The sequence below is a fragment of the Streptosporangium sp. NBC_01810 genome (assembly GCF_035917355.1).
GTDB lineage: Bacteria > Actinomycetota > Actinomycetes > Streptosporangiales > Streptosporangiaceae > Streptosporangium.
Genome location: NZ_CP109070.1, coordinates 7,250,302 through 7,268,018 on the forward strand (window position 1 = coordinate 7,250,302; position 17,717 = coordinate 7,268,018).

Genomic DNA, 17,717 nt, shown 5'->3' on the forward strand with positions numbered 1-17,717 from the left:
CCGCCCTCTGCCACCCACACCCGACCAACGCCCGCCACCACCCCGCACGATGCGTTACCGGTGAGCGGCCCCCAACCACTCCGCCGCCCTCGCTGCGCTTTTGATCTTCCACCCCGCACGATGCGCTACCGGTGAACGGCCCCCAACCACTCCGCCGCCCTCGCTGCGCTTTTGATCTTCCACCCCGCACGATGCGCTACCGGTGAACGGCCCCCAACCACTCCACCGCCCTCGCTGCGCTTTTCCCCACGTACTACGCCGCGCTTTTCAACGGCGATCAGCCAGGCGCGACGCAGGTATCGATCTCAAACACTCGTACATCACCTGCGCGGACGCGACCTGGACAGGAGTTCTTCGTTACGGGATTCGTGAAAGCGCGGGGGGTAGGCGCGCATCAGCAGACGGCACCGACACTCATAGGGGTCCATCAGGTCCCCATGCCTGGCTGAAGGTTGAGCCGTCGCTGGGCCGTGGCAGCCAGGCGGCTCAGCCGGACGGTCTCCTCGGTGAGCACCTGTTGGCCATGGCCGGTGAGGTCGTAGTAGCGGCGGTGGCGGCCGTCGACGACCTCCTCCTTGACCACGATGACCAGCCCATCGCCGGCCAGCCGGTCCAGGGCGCCGTAGAGGGTTCCGGCACCGAGCCGGACGCGGTCTTCGGACAGTTCCCGTACTGTTTTGATCACGCCGTATCCGTGCAGCGGGCCTTGGGACAGGGCCAGCAGGATCAGATAGCTCTGCTCACGTAGCGCCATACCTGACATGTATCGCTAAACGTATTATTGGTCAATATTGCCGCGCTTCAGGGGTACCTCACCCGGCGCTCCTCGGAGAGCGTGGACGCTGTCCAGGGCGAGGGTTGCCGGAATCCTTGGGGACGTGTCGATCTGAGCGGGTCCCGTTCGTCGTCATGGTGTACGGCAACCCGCCGTGCGAGGACATGAGGAGAGTCAGGCCATGAAGTACATGTTGCTGATCTACAGTGCCGCGACCACCGACGGGGCCGACCAGTGCGACTTCGAGGACTGGGTGGCCTATGACAAGGCAATGAAAGAGGCGGGGATCTGGGTCGGCGGCCACGCGCTGAAGGACCTGACCACCGCCACGACGGTCCGGGTCGGCCCAGCCGGTGACCGGAACGTCACCACGGACGGACCGTTCGCCGAGACCCGCGAGATCCTCGGCGGCTACGACATCATCGACGTGCCGAACCTCGACGTCGCGCTCGACTGGGCCGCCCGCTGCCCCGGATCGCGCGACGGCGGGTCGGTCGTGGTGCGGCCGGTCGCCGAGTTCGAGGCCTGACACCGGTGGACGAGCGGGTCGCCGGTGCCAGATCGTCCGTGGAGTCGATGTTCCGCGAGGAACGTGGCCGGTTACTCGCCTCCCTGGTCCGCCGCTTCGGCGACCTCGACCTCGCCGAGGAGGTCGCCTCCGAGGCCGTCGAGGCGGCGCTGGTGCACTGGCCGGTCGAGGGGGTTCCGGCCAGGCCCGGGGCCTGGCTGCTGACGACGGCGCGGCGCCGCGCCGTCGACCGGCTGCGGCGGGACCAGGCCTACGCCGCCCGGCTCGCCATCCTGCAGGTGGAGGCGGACCGGGCCGACCCCGCCCCGCCCGCGGACGCGAACAGCGATCTCCCTGACGAGCGGTTGCAGCTGTTCTTCACCTGTGCCCACCCGGCTCTTTCCGCCGAGGACCGCGTGGCACTGACCCTGCGCTGCCTGGCCGACCTGACGACGGCCGAGGTCGCTCGGGCCTTTCTGGTCCCGGCCGTGACGATGGCCCAGCGGATCGTACGGGCGAAGAAGAAGATCCGCGAGGCCCGTATCCCGTTCCGCGTACCCGGCGCCGACGAACTGCCGGAGCGCCTGCCCGGGGTGCTCCAGGTCATCTACTCGATCTTCACTGAGGGGTACGCGGCCAGCTCGGGCCCGGACCTGCAGCGGCTCGACCTCGCCGAGGAGGCCATCCGGCTGGCGCGGATCCTGCGCCGGTTGCTGCCCGTCGAGCGGGAGGTCGCCGGACTGCTCGGGCTGATGCTGCTGGTCCACGCGCGCCGCGACGCCCGGAGCGGTCCGGGCGGCGAGCTCGTGCTGCTCGATGACCAGGACCGCGGCCGCTGGGACCGCGTGATGATCGAGGAGGGCCGCGGCCTGGTGCTCGTCGCGCTGACCGGTGGTCCACCCGGCCTGTACGGGGTTCAGGCCGCGATCGCCGCTCTGCACGACGAGGCCGCGGACGTCGCGACCACCGACTGGCCGCAGATCGTGGCGCTCTACGACGTGCTGCTCGCTCTCGCGCCGTCCCCGGTCGTCGCGCTGAACCGGGCCGCGGCGGTGGCGATGCGCGACGGGCCGGAGACGGGCCTGGCGCTGCTCGACGATTTGGCCGGCGAGCCGCGACTACGCGGCTACCACCCCTACCCGGCAGCCCGGGCGGACCTGTTGTGCCGGCTCGGCCGGTTCCCCGAGGCCGCCGCGGCCTACCGGGAGGCACTTGACCTGGCCGGCACCGCCCCCGAACGTGCTCACCTGCGGCGCAGGCTGAGCGCGGTCGCGACGGCAGGTCCGGCCGACACCTGACGACACCTGACGACACCGCCGGGTGCGAGGCGGGGGTTTAGCATCAAGTGGATGGAGCTGTGGGAGCGTTCCGCGACGCTGGATCTCCTCGGCGATCTTCTGCGCGAGAGCGCCCGCGGCGGCCGAGTGGCGGTGGTGGCCGGCGAGGCGGGCATCGGCAAGTCCGTGCTCGTAGCCGAGTTCGCCCGGCGATGCGGGCCGGCAGCATGGGTGCTCTGGGGCGGCTGCGACCGGTTGATCACCCCGCGGGCGCTGGGCCCCCTGCACGACATCGGCCGCCAGACCAGAGGCGTTCTGGCCGATCGGCTGAGCGCCGGCGCCGCGCGAGAGGAGATCTTCGCGGCTTTCCTGGACGAGCTTTCCGGGCCGCCGCAGCGGCCGCGCCCGGTCGTCGTGCTGGAGGACGCGCACTGGGCCGATGAGGCCACACTCGACTGGCTGGTCTGGTCGGGCCGGCGGATCGGCCGGATGTCGGCCCTGTTCGTGGTGACCTACCGTGACGACGAGGTGGGCGCCGAGCACCCGCTGCGGGGTGCCCTGGCGGCCCTGCCCAGCGCCATCGTGCGACGCGTGTCGCTGTCGCCGCTGTCACCGGCGTGCGTGACGGAGCAGGCGCACCGGGCCGGGCGGGATCCGGAGCCGGTCTACCGATTGACCGGCGGCAATCCGTTACTGGTGACCGAGCTGTTCAAGGCCGAGGGCCGGGCGGTGCCGGCCACCGTGCAGGATCTCATCCTGGACCGGCTGCGGGCACTGCCGCGGCCCGCCCGGGAGCTGGCCCAACTCGTGGCGGTGATCCCGACTCGCGCCGACGCCGCCGTCGTGGCGGGAGCGTCGGACCTGGTCGACATGTGTGTCGACGCCGGGGTGCTCGTGCCGTCCGGCGACGGCGTGTCGTTCCGTCACGAGCTGCTGCGCAGCGCGGTGGAGGACGCGATGTCGCCCGCGCGCCGCGCCGCCCTGCACCGGCGGGTGCTGGGCGTGCTGACGGGAGTGGCCGGGGTCGACCCCGGCCGCCTGGTCCACCACGCGCTGCACGCGGGGGACGAGGCCGCAGTCCTGCGGTACGGGCAGGTGGCGGGGGCCGGCGCGGCCCGGCAGGGCGCGCATCGGGAGGCGACGGCGCATTACCGGGCCGCGGCCGTGCACGCCGACCGGCTGCCGGCTCCGCAGCGGGCCGAGCTGCTGGAGGCGTACGTCTTCCAGGCGTACCTGGCCGGGCTGGCCGAGGAGGGACTGCGGGCCCGGCAGGCGGCGCTGGCCGTACGGGAGGATCTGCGGCAACCCGAGCAGGTCGGGGAGAACCTGCGCTGGATCTCCCGGCTGGCGTGGTGGGCGGGGGACGCGGGGAAGGCCCGCGAGGCGGCAGCCCGGGCGGTGACGGTCCTCGAGGCCGGGCCGCCGGGCCGACAGCTGGCCATGGCCTACAGCAACCGGTCGCAGCTGCACATGCTGGCGGGGGAGGGGGAGACGGCGGTCACGTGGGGGGAGCGGGCGCGGACCCTGGCCGACCGGCTGGGGGATGTGGAGACCTCCGTTCACGCCGTGATCAACGTGAGCAGCGCCCGGCTGATGGACGGTGACGACGCCGCGGCCGCGGCGCTGCGGGAGGCGCACGAGCTGGCCTCCTCCCTGGGCCTGACCGATCACGCCGCCCGGGCGCTGGTCAACCTGGCCACTTTGCTGGTCCAGTCGGCCGAGTACGAAGCCGCCGTCCCGGCGGTCGAGCGGGCGCTGGCCTACGCCACCGAGCAGGACCTCGACGGCTACGTCCAGTACCTGCTCGGGGTGCGGGCGGGGGTGCGGCTGGTCCGCTGTGACTGGACCGGCGCGCTGGCCGACGCGGACGCGGCGCTGGACCGGCCGGTCCGGGCCGGGGTCGCGGTGGTTCCCGCACTGGTGGCGCGGGGCCGGATCCAGGCGGCTCGTGGCGAGCCCGAGGCGCCGGCCACGCTGGACGAGGCCGCCCGCCAGGCCGAACGCACCGGTGAGGTGCAGCGGGTCTGCCCGGTGGCGGCGGCCCGTTCGGAGTACTTCCTGTGGTGCGGCGATGCCGAGCGTGCCGCCGAGGAGGCTCGGCGAGGCCTGGACCTGGCCATGACGGTGGGCCACCCGGTGTACATCGGGGAGCTGGCCTACCGGCTGTGGCGGGCCGGTGGGACCGGCATCCCGGGTGCGTCGGCGCGGCCGTACCAGATGATGATCGACGGCGACTGGGCGGGCGCGGCCGCGGAGTGGGCACGGCACGGCGCCGGATACGCGCGCGTCGAGGCGCTGGCGGGCGGTGACCAGGACGCGGCGGCCGAGGCATTGCGGGTCCTGGACGAGCTGGGGGCCACGCGGGCGGCGGAGAGGTTACGGGCCGAGCTGAGAAGGCGCGGATTCACCCGGGTGCCGCGCGGCCCCCGCCGGGCGACGGCCGCCAACGCCGCCGGTCTGACGCCGCGCCAGGCGGAGGTGCTCGCGCTGCTGGCCGAAGGGCTGTCCAACGCCGAGATAGCCGGCCGCCTGTCGTTGTCGGTCAAGACCGTCGACCACCACATCTCCGCGGTGCTGGGCAAACTCGGTGTGGCCAGCCGGGGTCAGGCGGCCGCTGCGGCGCACCGGCTGAACCTGATCCGGGATCCCGCAAATTAGGGAGATCTCCCCAATCGCGGTCCGTTGCAGAGGTCCTACCGTTCCGTGCGGAGGCGTCGCCGTAACCGGTGTCACGGCCGGCGGATGATCCGTCACAGGCTCCCTCACCCGCCGGTGCCGCGTCGTTCGGGAAGTCCACGTGTTCCATCGGCGAAAGACAAGGAGAAATCCATGGCCGGAAAAGCCGTCGTCAGCTTGACCACCGGGCTCGAGGACCCTGAGCGGGTCACAGTGGCGTTCCTGGTCGCGGTCGGCGCGGTCGAGCAGGGCCGTCCCACGCTCATGTTCCTCACCAAGGAAGCGGCCCGGCTGGCGCTGGACGGAGTCGCCACCGCCGTCGCGTGTGACGGATGCCCTCCGCTGACCGACCTCGTGGCCAGGTACGCCAAGGCAGGTGGACGCTACTTGGTCTGCCCGATCTGCTTCGAGGCCCGCGCGCTCGACAGGGGGCGACTCATCGAGGGCGCGGAGCTGGGCGGCACCGTCCCCATGTGGCAGTGGATCGGCGACGAGGGCGCGACCACCTTCAGTTACTGATGTCCGGAGGGCACCGAAGCAGCGGTGAGGTCGTCGATGAGGTCGTTGGTGAGGTCGACCATCAGCCGGCATGAGAAGTTACCGATCGAGGATCATCACAGCGTCACGGTGCACGGTTTCCAGCCGGTCGGATGCCACCTCGATGGTCCAGACGCCGGGCACCGTGTCCAGGGTTCCCTGCCATGCCCCCGTGCCGTCCGGGAACAGGCGCGTCTTCGCCACGGGGTCACCGCCGGCCGAGCACAGCCGCGCGGTGAAGCGGAGGCGCGGATCGGCTGCCGTCACCGTGACGGTCAACGGCTCGCCCGCTACGGCGAAGTCGGGCACTTCCACGCCGAACATGTCATCTTCGGCCAGGTACTCCGACAGCGGGATGGCGTTGTAGACATTGCTGAGCTGCCGGAGCACGGGCTTCTCGTTCGGCAGTGCCGTATGTCTGTAGGAGTGCAGGACGGTTCGCCCCGTGTGCTCGAACTCATGCGGGGTGGCCGAGAGGCCGGTGACCGTGCCATCCCCCGACCATTCACGCAGGTCGTCCAATGTGGCGTGGAACTTGAGGTCGCCCGCGGACACCGAGAGACCGTGGTCGGTGGGGTGACTGCCGCCGCCCGCGATTGCGATCAGATCGTAGGGACTCGGCTGCCCCTTCATACGATCGGCGACGTCGTTGGCCTCCTGCGCCTCTCGGAGCTCGGCATGGAAGGAGAACGCATCACGCACCATCGAGGTCGGCAGGTCGGGAACGTCCACACTGTCCAGGCGGGTGAGCGCGCCCTCGGGGGCATGGACCGCAGTGTAGACGGGAAGGAGCTGCGCGACGGAGGGGAAGGTGCGGACCACCGGGGTGAGCCGGTCGGCCACGTACTTCGGCACCCGCCAGGGGAGGCTACCGGTGAGCAGCCGGACCGCCTTGACGGCGCCGTGATAGGGGGTGCCGACGGTCACCAGTGCGGAGGCGATCTCGCGCCCGCCCATGCGCTCAAGGTAGTACCGGGCGACGAGCCCGCCCATGGAATGGCAGATAAAGATCACCCGAGGCTCCTCCGTTCCCGGTGACGTCGCCGCCACGCGCTCGCGCCACTGTGCGAGCCGGTCCTCGACGAAAACCTTGAGCCGTAGTGCGGACAGCCGGTTCGACAACCGCCAGTCGTAGGGGAAGACGACGAGCCGATCATGGAGATCGTTTTTGAGGTGGTTGAGGCAGTCGCGGTAGCCGAGATGCGGTAAGCCCGGCCACACTCGTGGCTCACACAACGCCCCCGGGGCTTCGAACGCGTGAGAGCCCTCCGGCTCGCCGTCACCGAGACCTTCGGGTAGCGGCAGCGATTTCAAGGTCACCGATGATCTCGCGATGGCGGACATGGAGAGGTTCCACACGTCGTGGCCCGACTGCGTCAGCCGGCTTCCCATGATTCCCGGGATGAACACCACGAGGTCATGGCGCATGTCGTGCTCCGTTCTCGTCGTAGAGGAGAGGGTTGAGCCGGGTCATGGGCAGCTGTAGCTGATCGCAGCGCTCCTTGCCGGCGAGGAACAGCATGATGGCTCGACGATCGGCTACCGCTGCCACGTGTTCCACCAGGTAGCCGCGATCGGGGATGTCGAGCAACGGCCGACGCCCTACCAGGTCCCAGAGCCGTACCGTCGCCGCTCCGTTCCTGGCGATGAGCAGAGGGCGTTCGGGTGATCCGGTGAGAGCCATGGAGCGCACCGCGGTGGCCGACGTGGTGAGGAGATCCGCCTGCCGGCGCTTCTCCGTGAACTCCGAGACGAAGATCTTCGATCCGGCGGACACGGCGATGAGCGGAGCCCGAGAGCTGTAGACGCCACAGCTCAAGGCGCTCATCGGACCCATGGGCACGTCGATCCGCGAGATGGGATGCGGTCCGGTCTGCCAGAGATAGGCGGATGCCCCTGCCCTGGCCACAACGTACGGTTCATCATCCGGGCGTGCGATCACGGCTATCTGCTCGATCATGGCGGCAGCTGTCACGGAGGCGCTGGTCTCTCCCGGGTGCCAGCCCAGATCCGCGGCATCTCGCCGGTACACGTGCAGCCGCTGGCCGGCCGGAACAAACAGCCGGACGGCGTCGCGGTCGGCGTGCAGGGCCACCGCGCGTATTCCGTCGTCCCTTGGACCGTCCAATTGGAGTTCGTGCCGGTGAGCGACGGTGCCGTTCACGATGGTCCACAGCCATACCGTTCGCCGGAACACCGTCGCGACCAGCCAGGTGTCGTCGGCGAGCGGAACGGCTGAAATCTCGGTGGCCTTGTCGGGCGCGTGGTCGAGGACGAGCTCCTCGGGGGACCACCGGTGGGACCGCCCGGCCGCGGTGTGCTCGGTGATCCTCACCCGGGAACCATCTGCTCGGCAGAGCAGGTGCCGATCACGAATGCCGGGAAAGAGCCGCAGCAGGTGGAGTGCCGATCCGGCCGTGACGTCGCGCGGCGCGATGTCCGCCGGCTCCCAGATGCGCACGGTGCCGCCGTCGGCGACGGCCAGCCGCCCGCTTCCCGCGGGGTCGAAGACCAGAGAGCTGAGCATCGTGTCATGCCGCGTGAGTGGAATGTGCGCTCTGCCGTCCACGTTCCACGTACGGATCTCGGCCCCATCCTTGACGGCGGCCAGCACGCCGTCCCGCCCGCGCCCGAGAGTGACGCCTCTGCCGTGCGTGGCGATGTCGAGGACCGGGGCGTCGCGATTCTCCTCGCGAGGGATTTCACGGAGGTGCCAAACTCGGAGCCGTTGCCACCCCACCGTGGCGACCCATGCGGTGCCGTCGGCTTCGGCGAGGACCGCTACGTCGTCGACGCGTGCCGTACCTGTCTCAAGGAAGCCGGTCGGGGCAGGCTTCCGGGTGCCCCTTGTGATCTCCCGCAGCTCGATCCGCCTCCCGCAGCCGATCACGGCGACGAGAGCCCCGGAAAGGGGAACCAACCGGACCGGGCGGGAGTGTTCGTCTAGCCGGGTTTGATGGATCCGGCTCGGCCGAGGCGGGGCCTTCACCGGCCAGCTCCATACCCACAGCATGTCGCCGTCGAGGGCTGCCGCGTACGCGTCCGCGCCGAGCGAGGTCACCGTCACCGACTTCAGGTCGCCGCCCCAGTACATGCGCTGAGGGTGGCGGGGGGAGGCGGTCGTCCACAGAAGCAGCGCCTTGGCGTCGGCGGCCACGATGACGGGGACGTCGGAGCCGACGACGCCGACGGTGGACAGCGGCCCTTCTCCTCCGAGGGGGTCCGCCTCTCTCTCGAACGTCCACGCGACGTGCCCGCTCGATGCGTGCCAGGCGCGGACCTCGCTGCTTCCCGAGGCCAGCACGAGGTCCCCGCCCGCACCCGTCCAGGAGACCGCGTGTGCTCCCCCGAACGGCCCGCTCCACGCCCGATGCACAGGTTCGGGGCTTGCATCCGTCCAGACGTCGTTCCAGAGCAGCCGCGAGGTCTCGTGTCCCGCCTCGCTGAGAAGGTCGGGGTGGCTGCGCAGGGCGGTGGCTCGCAGCAGGGCCCACCGCTCCGGAACGTCGAGCCGTGGGAATTCCGTGACCACGCGCATATAGAGCCTGAGCGGCTCTGAGACATGGGAGGTGGTGCCGACCAGTGGTAGCACCCCTGCCGGGTCGGCGTTCACGAGGAAGTCGAGGTCGCTCGTAAGCCGTTCGAGCATGTCGTCGCCCGCGGCCGCCGCGTGGGCCGCGATATGGGTCTTGATGTAGGGGTCGGTCTTTTCCCATGAGCCGTCGCCGTCCTTATAGCGCAGGCGATCGAGGGCGTCGACGACGCGGCGATGGAGAAGGCCGGGCTGGGCGTCGTGGCCGAGGGGGAGAAGATGAGCGCCAAAACTTAGGTGATGCAGTCGGTAGAGGTCTCTGCCCTCCTCGCGCTCCACGGAGACGAGCGTCTTCAGGGTGCCACGGACCACACGCAGGAGCTCGTCGTGGGTGTACGGCCGGCCTTTTCTCAGCCGCAGCGCGTTGGCGATCTCAAGCCATACCGACGGACACGGGAGGCCCGCTTGCGCCAGGGCGAGTGGCCTCAGGAGGTCCTGCGTGCGCTCGGGATCGGTGGGGTCCAGCATCCGTATCTCTTCAGCCATGAGCGCGCTCAGCTCGGCCAGGCCCGAGCCGATGCCGCTGTCCAGACGGTGGCGGGGGAGCACCTCCTTCTGTCTCGCGAGGTGGTGCGCCCACATCGAGGCGACGATGAAGAGTCCGCGACTGCGGGTTGACAGCGACGAGCAGACGTAGGCCCGTTCGTCGGCCCTGGTCCGGTACGGCGATCCTTCGGAGTTCAGCACGTGTTCGACGTACCGACCGATGTCGGCGTCCGTGGCAGGGTCCTCGTCGATCGCCAGGGGATCTTCATTCCCCTGTAACACCTCTGGAAGCGTCGCGGTGACCACGTAGTCGGCGGGCAGCTGTCGCGGAAGATAGCGGGTGCCGACGATCACCTTGATCGCGGGACGCGCTGCGAGCCGGTTCAGCAGGTCTCGTGCGATCTCGAAGGACTGTCCTGTCGCGGCCTCGTCCAAGCCGTCGACGAGCAGGGTGAGCGCGCCTTTCAGCTCGGCCACCCGGGCCACCGCCGCGGTGAACTCTTCGGCGGTGTCGAACGAGCGGGCTTCGAGGCCGAGCGGGTGAAGGCGCAGTGCCAGTTCGGAGATGAGGCCCGAGATGCTCTTCCCCCGGCAGTGCACAGCCGCGTGGATGGAGCGGAGATCAGGCTGGAGGTGGAGGGGCGGCTTGCCGGACAGCCGCTCGTAGAACTCGGGAATGGTGAGGTGCGCCACGTAGCTGAGGAGCGCCGACTTGCCGCTCCCGGAGGGGCCGGTCACCACGAGCATGCCGCGGGATCGGGTGCCCAGCCAGGTCACGATTCGCCGTACGCTCGCCGTCCTCCCGGTGAAGTGCCGGATGCCCCACAGGTCGGGGGTCTCGGAGAACGGCCGCATCACGTCCTTGCGAAGATCGTCACCGATCCAGCTTTCGTCCTCTTCCGGTCGTACGGCACGCCGTACAGATTCCGAAAAGTAGGGATTTCGGAGAAATATGCGGGAAAGGGGGGGAATCTCCTGCCAGTTCTGGACCTGCTCGCCCCGGGTCCAGCCCATGTTTTCCGACAGCGCCTTCAGCAGGTCCGGCAGGCTGACATATCTTTCGGTACGGGGGAACAAGGGCTTCTCTTCCACGAACAGGCGGGGGTTGCCCACCACGTGCTTGAGATTTCTGACCCATGCACCCGAGGCCGCCTGCTCTTCGGCCGTGGCGACGACTGCGAAACCCGCAGATCTGCCGCGTTCGTCGACCTCACGGCCCATACTCCTGATGATCTGGGTCACCGTGTCGAGGGCGGCGGTGCTGAAGCAGGCGTCCAGGATCAGGAGGACCTCTCCGGGAAGTTTGGAGGTCATGTGTGCGATGTCCGTGACGTCGAACGCGAGTTCCGGCTGCGCCGAACTGTTGCGGTAGCAGTCGCTGGGCAGTAGAAAGTACTCTTTCTTGCCCTTCCCGAGCACTTTACCGTGCCCGGTCCAATAGACGATCTTGCGAGTGGCGGGGTGCCGGGCCAGGATCTCGAACCCCTCGATGATCGCCTGTTTGGTGCCGCGGGCCTTCTCTGAACCGGCGAGGTCCAGGTAAGAGGCGCGAAACCCCAGTGCGGCGGCCAGCTCGACGAAATCGTCCGCGCTCTGCTGGACGAGCTCGCGACGCTCCTGGCCCTTGGGAGCGCCGGGATAGGAATCGACCACCACGGTGGCGACAACTCCGATAGGGCCGTCGTCAAGTTCCACCACGGTGCACCTCCTGGCAAGGCTCTGAACGCGGTTCTGTCAGGCGTTGAGCGAGGTGCATTCGACCACGATTCGATACGCTTGCCAAGTCAGAGTATGGAATCACACAGTGCGATGCCGGAGGCAGTAGTGTCCTATCGCGACAGGTTCACTGTTGGTGATCTGATTACCGACTCACATGTCTTCGAGGGGGACGGCACCCGCCCGATTAAAGAAGAAAACATTCAGATCATGTACGACCCGGAGCAGATGGTCCAGTTGCCTTCTGAAGTGGCGCGTTGGCGTGCGGAGATTGAGGCCGAGGAGGCGGGGCTGCGGGCAGCCGGCCATCAATACCGATGGAACAACCCCCGGTTCGCACTGGAACGCATCATTGTGGGACGTACCTCGGAGGCTGAAGAGCCTGTGGTACAGCTCCACTTTTCCAATGCGGACTATTATGACTTCCTCGCGGTGACCACCAATCTCGATTTGCCACTCGATGCGTCTGGCGTCACGTTGCGTTCTCTGCACCTGGAGTCCGGCGATCCCACCGATGCACCCGGCTTCATGTCGTGCAGTTTCGGGGTGAACATCGCTGTGGAGACCGGGCCGGACCAAAAGATGATCTTCGCCCGAAGGAGTGGCAAGGTGGCCGGCGTCAACACCCGCCGGTGGAACTCCTCAGCCAACGAAGGGCTCGCCCGCATCCACGATATTCCCGAGGACGGATCGCCGATCAGCCTGCATGCGGTCGCCCGCCGGGCGCTGAAGGAGGAGATGGCCGTCCAAGCGGGTGACGACGTGTCTCTTGAGTTGCTGGCCTTCGCCCTGGACCTCAAGAATCACCAGTGGGCCGCGTACTTTCGGGCGGTTCTGACCGACCTCACCGAGGAGCAGTTGCGGGGGCGGTGGTCCAAGGGCGTTGAGGACAAGTGGGAGCACGAAGCGTATGCCTTCGTCCCGGCCACGCCCGATGACGTCCTTGACTTCATCCTGGGTCAGCCCGCCGATGAATGGACGCCGTGCGCGCCGTCCCTGTTCTACCTGGCGCTGGTCAGAGGTGCGGTGCTTGCCAGGGGTGAGGATCCTGATGGCCGACTTGACGTGGAGGCGGCAGAGCAGCGGGCGGTCCGGCGCCGCCTGAAAAGCGGCGCCGCCTGAAAGACGGCGGGCTGTCTCTCTAGTAGGGCAGGAAGATCTGACGCTCCGTCGCGCTGTCGTCGAACGCCTCCAGCCGGGCCTGTCCTTCGGTGGAGAGGGTGTCCAGCATGGTGTGGAGCAGCGCGGTGCACAGAACCGTGGGACCGGCGTGGGAGTCGAAGGCGAAGTCAGAGCTCACCGGTGCGAGCAGGACCTCGTCCGCGAGCTCGGTGAGCCGTCCCACCGGCTGGTCGGTGATGAGGGCGATCTTCAGCCCGACTCGGCGCGCCCAGGTGAGCCCCTGTTCCAGCTCGCGCGGGTAGCGCGGCAACCCGATGGCGAGCACCCATTCGGCTCCGGATTCCGCCGCCCGGCTCAGCCGGTCCTCCGCGGTCGAGCCCGCGATGTCAAGTACCCGTACGTCGGGGAGCACCTTCTCCGCGAGGTGGCCGAACAGGTGCGCCAGCGGTGCGGAGATCCGCAGTCCCATCACGAGGAGAGGACGCGACCTGGCCAGTTGACCCGCCACCTCGCGGAGCTGACTCAGATCCCGGAGGCTGTCCCGCAGTCGCTCAAGGTCGCGGATCTCGGAGTTGACCAGTTCCTGGATCTCGTTGAGGTCCTCGGCGGGCAGCTCTCGCTGCGAGCCGCCGAACACCGATGAGCGGAGCGCGTCCCGGAACTCAGGGAACCCCCTGAACCCGAGCGCGGCGGCGAAGCGGGTGACCGACGGCTGGCTGACGCCGACGCGCTCGGCGATGTCGGCACTGGTGAAGAAGACGGCCTCCTGCGCGTGCTCAAGCAGGTAGCGCGCGATCCGGCGTTGTGAGGGGGAGAGCCGGTGGTCGTCGAAGAGCCCGCGCAGGTTCGCGGCGATTCGCGACGCGTCCGGCACGGCGAGCGGCTGGCCGGTCTCCCTGGCATGCCCCATCCTTGAACTTCCCTTCCCCACGGAGTGATGACGGACCCAGCGATGATTCTCACCGCCCGGCGGGCAGGGCGATCGGGTTTTGGCCGCATGACTTCAAGAGTGTGGGGCGAAAGCGGTGCCGGGCGGCCCCCCACAGGGGACCGCCCGGCTTATTGGGGTGCGCTCAGTGCTTCGGGCCGTTGCCGTTGAAGCGGGTCTTGCACTCCTGCAGCCGAACATCGACCTGCTCGCCCCTGTCGACGGTGACCTTCACCGTCTCCAGGACCTCACCGTTCGGACGGGCGCAGGTGAGCGTCCAGCTCTCCTGGAGGAAGTTGCCCGGACCGGTGGCGACGACACCGTTCTCGGTGTAGGCCGGGACCGGCCGCACCGACGGGTTGACGTGCCAGGTGAACTTGCCGTTGGTCGGGGCGATCAGGCTGGACTCCAGGTGGGTGGGGACCGCCTGGGGCGGGTCGAGGACAGTGCTCGTCTGCCGGATCGGCGCGGTCCACAGGTCGAAGTCCTTCGTGATCGTCAGAACCGCGCCCTTCGGCGCCTTGCCCGTGATCACGGAGTGCCCCGCCGGGTCCGCCGCGTACTCCAGGGCCACCATGAACGCCTCGCGGTTCGACTTGCCCTCGTAGCGACCGGTGCCGAGGTAGTCCTCGATCACCTCGGGGTAGGTGTTGTTGGTCGACTGGGTCTTCATGATCTCGTACGTGAACCCGAGGCCGCGGGTGGCGTAGTACGACCAGTCCGGGGTCTCGCCGGTCGTCTCGTAGTCGAAGCCCGACTTCATGCCCACGTAGCCGTTCTTGGCGGTTATCGCGTCGGTCAGGGCGGAGTAGACGGCCTCGTCCGGGGTGTCGCCCGCGCGCTTCTCCAGCGGCGGACGGAGGAGGGTGTGACCGGAGGTGTGGTTCGTGATCAGGACGGTGACCTGGTTGGTCGTGGTCAGGTCCATGATGTTCCGCACCTCGGGCTCGGAGGCCGGCGCCGGGCCGCGGTTCGTCACGTTGGAACCCGCGTTGCTACCCCAGCCGAGGGGGTAGTTGCGGTTGATGTCGACTCCGCCGCTGCCGGCGCACGTCGGCGAGATGCCGCAGCTGGTGCGCCGGTTGATGAGGAACCCGTCCACGTTGACGACCGGGACGAAGATGACCCGCGCCTGGTCGAGCAGGCGCTTGACCTTCGGGTCCTTCCCGGCGTTGTTCACCAGGTCGTAGGCGAACTCCAGGGTGTGCTCACCCGAGGGCCACTCGTTCCCGTGGTGCATTCCCGTCATGAACAGGACGGGCTTGCCGTCGGAGGCGTTGACGTCGCGGGTCACCTCGATGCCGTACACCTCGCGGCCCTGGCGGGTTTTGTGCGGCAGCGTGATGTGCTTGACGAGGTTGGGGTGCTGCTTGCTCAGCGCGAGCATCTCGTTGTTGTAGTCGGTGATCGTCCGGTAGGTGGTCCGGCCGCTGGGCAGCGTCGCTGACTGCGCTGCCAGCACCTGGGCGGCTGCTCTGATGTCGGTGGACTCGGCGAAGGTGGTGGTGGCCGCCGGAATGCTGAGACTTCCCAGAAGTCCGACGCTCAACGCAAGCGTCAAAACGCGTTTCTTGGCGCTCCAGGCCGTGGGGGACTGCGAGTCTCTTGAAGACATGCTGAAAGAACCTTTCTAGCCACGGACGAATTGGCATCAGAAACGCGCGCTTCTTCCCGTGCCGTTCTTTCGGGAGCGCTTTGGATGCCCAACGATCGACCGTTGATTGCAAACTTTCAGTCAGTCTTGGTCATGAATGTATGATTGTCAACCGGTTGTGTCGGCGGTATTTCCGCACATGTGTGGGATGTCGGGGGTGGGGGGTGTCTTCGAAACATGGCCGGAGCGGGCGGGGTGCCGCCGGGCGGATGAGCCTCGACTCGGATCGGGCGGGGGTGTCGTGCGGTGCTCAGGTGCCGGTCGAGGGCGCGCCGACGCGGCGCTCAGCATCGGGATCCTGACGACTCGGGTTCCTCCTGGCGCATGCTCCGGTAGTCCACGCGCGGTCGCCGGCGGTGGCGGGTGACCGGTTCCGCTGGGAATGGCACGGGGGCGAAGCGGCTTGGCCGGACGGCACCAGTGGCGCTTGAGTCCGGCTCTAGCCGGTTGCGTCACGATGTGCCGGGGAGTTGCGGCCGGATTCCGTACGCCGTTCCGAGAGCGCCATACCGTTCACCGTTTCGGCCGGAACCGGAACGGTGCCGAACGGCATGCCGTGCACGAGGTGGAACCGCTTCTTCGCCGAGTTTTCGTGCGAGGCGGCGATGTAGTGACAGGCCCGCGAACGTAACACGAAAGTAGTGACAGGCCCGCGAACGTAACACGAAAGTAGTGACAGGCCCGCGAACGTAACACGAAAGTAGTGACAGGCCCGCGAACGTAACACGAAAGTAGTGACAGGCCCGCGAACGTAACACGAAATCAGAAGAGGTGCAGATGGCGACGGAGGCATCGACCGCATCCACATCCGAATCGGATCCTCGTAGGTGGCTCGCGCTTCTCATTGTCCTCACGGCCGTTTTCATGGATCAGCTCGACGTGACGATTGTCAACGTCGCGCTGCCCTACATGCAGCGGGAGCTGAACGCGGACTATTCGATCGGGCAGTGGATCCTCGCCGGCTATGCCCTCACCTACGCGCTTTTCCTGGTCACGGGGGGACGGCTCGGGGACATCGCGGGGCGCAGAAAAACCTTCCTTATCGGTATCGCCGGATTCACCGTCGCGTCGATGCTGGCGGGCCTGTCGTGGAGCGGCGAGGTGATGGTCGGCGCACGCCTGCTCCAGGGGGTTTTCGCCGCGCTCATGGTGCCCCAGGTGCTGTCGGTGATTCAGGCGATGTTCCCGCCGCGTGAGCGCATCAAGGCGATGGGGCTGCTGGGGGTCGCCATCCCGGCCGCCGCCCTCGTCGGTCCCTTCGTCGGTGCCGTGCTCACGGCGGGGCCCGGCTGGCGGTGGATTTTCTGGGTGAACATCCCGATCGGCCTGCTCGCCTTCGTGGGAACCCTGCGAGTGTTGCCCGAGAGCAGGTCCGACCGCCCGCTCCGGTTGGACATCCCCGGTGTGCTCCTGCTCGGGGTCGCATCGATCATGCTCATGTACCCCCTGGTACAGGGGCGCGAGATGGGCTGGCCCACCTGGGCCTTCGTGTCGATGGCCGCCTCGGTGCCGATGTTCCTCCTCTTCGGACTCCATCAGCGACGGCACGAGAACGACTCCCCGCTCGTGCCCCCGGCGCTGTTTCGCAACCGGTCCTTCGTCGCCGGATCCATCCTGCTGACGATGGTCTTCTCCGGCATCATGTCCTACGTTCTCGTACTCGTGTGGGGCTTCCAGATCATGCATGGCTGGAGTCCGTTGCGCATGGCGCTGGTCGGTCTGGGCTGGACGGTCGGCCTCGGCGTTACCGCGAACCTGGCGGTCAGGTTCGGGTCGCGCATCGGCCGCAGGCTCATCGGGACCGGCCTCGCCCTCATGGGCACGGGGATGTCCCTGCTGATCCTCGTCATCAGGCAGTACGGCTCCGCCACCACGACCTGGCAGGTGTTCGGGTGCCTGTTCGTGGCCGGTCTGGGCACCGGACTGATGGTGCCCATCCTGGTGGACCTCATTCTCGCCGGTGTCCCGGCGCGTGACGCGGGTGCCGGGTCCGGTGTGGCGAACGCGACGATCCAACTGGGTGGGGCCATCGGGGTCGCGATCATCGGGGCGCTGTTCTTCGGGGTGGCGGGTACCGGCCCACCCGACCGGGCGGTCTGGATCGAGGCGTCCTGGCAGTCCCTGTTCTACAACGCCGGCGTGTTCTTTGTGGCGATCCTGCTGGTCCCATTCCTGCCTCGGCGCACCCGTGTACTCGGAGACGAGCGGGCCTCCTCTGTTACGCCATAAAAGGGCGCCGCGCATACCTCTGCCTGCATGATCGTGATAGGAAGGTTGCCATGACAGAAAAATCCGGCAATAATCCTGATTGCGAAGGTATGTAATTTGTTTCATCTCTTCCAGGTGCCGGTCGGCGAATTGTTGATCATATGCGTCGGGGAAGATGCCCTAAGATACGGCAGGTGCGCATTCGCTAGATAATCCATGGCCGATAACCGTCGGAAGA

At 68.1% G+C, this 17,717-nt stretch carries 11 protein-coding genes; 6 read left to right on the plus strand and 5 right to left on the minus strand.

All coding sequences use genetic code 11. The features are described 5' to 3' along the window. Nucleotides 1-427 precede the first annotated feature (427 nt). Nucleotides 428-754 (minus strand): PadR family transcriptional regulator, encoded by a 327-nt coding sequence (locus OIE13_RS32835; protein ID WP_326645713.1) that lies wholly within the window; start codon nucleotides 752-754, stop codon nucleotides 428-430. 202 nt (nucleotides 755-956) lie between these two features. On the opposite strand from OIE13_RS32835, the gene OIE13_RS32840 reads away from it, so the two are divergent. From OIE13_RS32840 to OIE13_RS32855, 4 genes are all read left to right on the plus strand, one after another. Further along, a complete protein-coding gene (locus tag OIE13_RS32840) occupies nucleotides 957-1,304 on the plus strand; it encodes a YciI family protein (protein WP_326645711.1) in 348 nt (115 codons plus the stop codon). 47 nt (nucleotides 1,305-1,351) lie between these two features. After that, nucleotides 1,352-2,581: an RNA polymerase sigma factor gene (locus OIE13_RS32845; protein ID WP_442816079.1), complete on the plus strand. Its 1,230-nt coding sequence runs from the start codon at nucleotides 1,352-1,354 to the stop codon at nucleotides 2,579-2,581. 51 nt (nucleotides 2,582-2,632) lie between these two features. Beyond that, entirely contained in the window at nucleotides 2,633-5,218 is a 2,586-nt protein-coding gene (locus tag OIE13_RS32850) for an ATP-binding protein (protein ID WP_326829188.1), read from the plus strand. Nucleotides 5,219-5,389: 171 nt separating this feature from the next. Beyond that, nucleotides 5,390-5,755, plus strand: coding sequence for a hypothetical protein (locus OIE13_RS32855; protein WP_326645706.1), 366 nt, complete (start codon nucleotides 5,390-5,392; stop codon nucleotides 5,753-5,755). Nucleotides 5,756-5,833: 78 nt separating this feature from the next. Here OIE13_RS32855 and OIE13_RS32860 read toward each other — a convergent pair whose 3' ends face one another. Together OIE13_RS32860 and OIE13_RS32865 are read right to left on the minus strand one after the other, a co-directional pair. Beyond that, nucleotides 5,834-7,201, minus strand: coding sequence for a lipase family alpha/beta hydrolase (locus tag OIE13_RS32860; protein ID WP_326645705.1), 1,368 nt, complete (start codon nucleotides 7,199-7,201; stop codon nucleotides 5,834-5,836). Further along, nucleotides 7,191-11,546: an nSTAND1 domain-containing NTPase gene (locus OIE13_RS32865; protein ID WP_326829189.1), complete on the minus strand. Its 4,356-nt coding sequence runs from the start codon at nucleotides 11,544-11,546 to the stop codon at nucleotides 7,191-7,193. The genes OIE13_RS32860 and OIE13_RS32865 overlap by 11 nt, the downstream gene beginning before the upstream one ends. A 129-nt stretch (nucleotides 11,547-11,675) precedes the next feature. Between OIE13_RS32865 and OIE13_RS32870 the strand changes: the two genes are divergently transcribed. Then, complete coding sequence (locus OIE13_RS32870) at nucleotides 11,676-12,689, plus strand: hypothetical protein (protein WP_326645702.1); 1,014 nt, start codon at nucleotides 11,676-11,678, stop codon at nucleotides 12,687-12,689. A 19-nt stretch (nucleotides 12,690-12,708) separates the two neighbouring features. Here OIE13_RS32870 and OIE13_RS32875 read toward each other — a convergent pair whose 3' ends face one another. Continuing rightward, nucleotides 12,709-13,599 (minus strand): MurR/RpiR family transcriptional regulator, encoded by an 891-nt coding sequence (locus OIE13_RS32875; RefSeq protein WP_326645700.1) that lies wholly within the window; start codon nucleotides 13,597-13,599, stop codon nucleotides 12,709-12,711. A gap of 163 nt (nucleotides 13,600-13,762) precedes the next feature. Then, on the minus strand, nucleotides 13,763-15,166 hold the full coding sequence (locus OIE13_RS32880; protein WP_326645698.1) for a M14 family zinc carboxypeptidase: 1,404 nt from the start codon (nucleotides 15,164-15,166) through the stop codon (nucleotides 13,763-13,765). 882 nt (nucleotides 15,167-16,048) lie between these two features. Between OIE13_RS32880 and OIE13_RS32885 the strand changes: the two genes are divergently transcribed. Beyond that, complete coding sequence (locus OIE13_RS32885) at nucleotides 16,049-17,500, plus strand: MFS transporter (protein WP_326645697.1); 1,452 nt, start codon at nucleotides 16,049-16,051, stop codon at nucleotides 17,498-17,500. Nucleotides 17,501-17,717: the final 217 nt, after the last annotated feature.

What these genes read in the sequence shown, in the direction of transcription:
- OIE13_RS32850 (WP_326829188.1), top strand. Translation starts at nt 2,633, where the DNA reads ATGGAGCTGTGGGAGCGTTCCGCGACGCTGGATCTCCTCGGCGATCTT.
- OIE13_RS32875 (WP_326645700.1), bottom strand. Translation starts at nt 13,599, where the DNA reads ATGGGGCATGCCAGGGAGACCGGCCAGCCGCTCGCCGTGCCGGACGCG.
- OIE13_RS32860 (WP_326645705.1), bottom strand. Translation starts at nt 7,201, where the DNA reads ATGCGCCATGACCTCGTGGTGTTCATCCCGGGAATCATGGGAAGCCGG.
- OIE13_RS32885 (WP_326645697.1), top strand. Translation starts at nt 16,049, where the DNA reads ATGGCGACGGAGGCATCGACCGCATCCACATCCGAATCGGATCCTCGT.
- OIE13_RS32855 (WP_326645706.1), top strand. Translation starts at nt 5,390, where the DNA reads ATGGCCGGAAAAGCCGTCGTCAGCTTGACCACCGGGCTCGAGGACCCT.
- OIE13_RS32835 (WP_326645713.1), bottom strand. Translation starts at nt 754, where the DNA reads ATGGCGCTACGTGAGCAGAGCTATCTGATCCTGCTGGCCCTGTCCCAA.
- OIE13_RS32840 (WP_326645711.1), top strand. Translation starts at nt 957, where the DNA reads ATGAAGTACATGTTGCTGATCTACAGTGCCGCGACCACCGACGGGGCC.
- OIE13_RS32845 (WP_442816079.1), top strand. Translation starts at nt 1,352, where the DNA reads ATGTTCCGCGAGGAACGTGGCCGGTTACTCGCCTCCCTGGTCCGCCGC.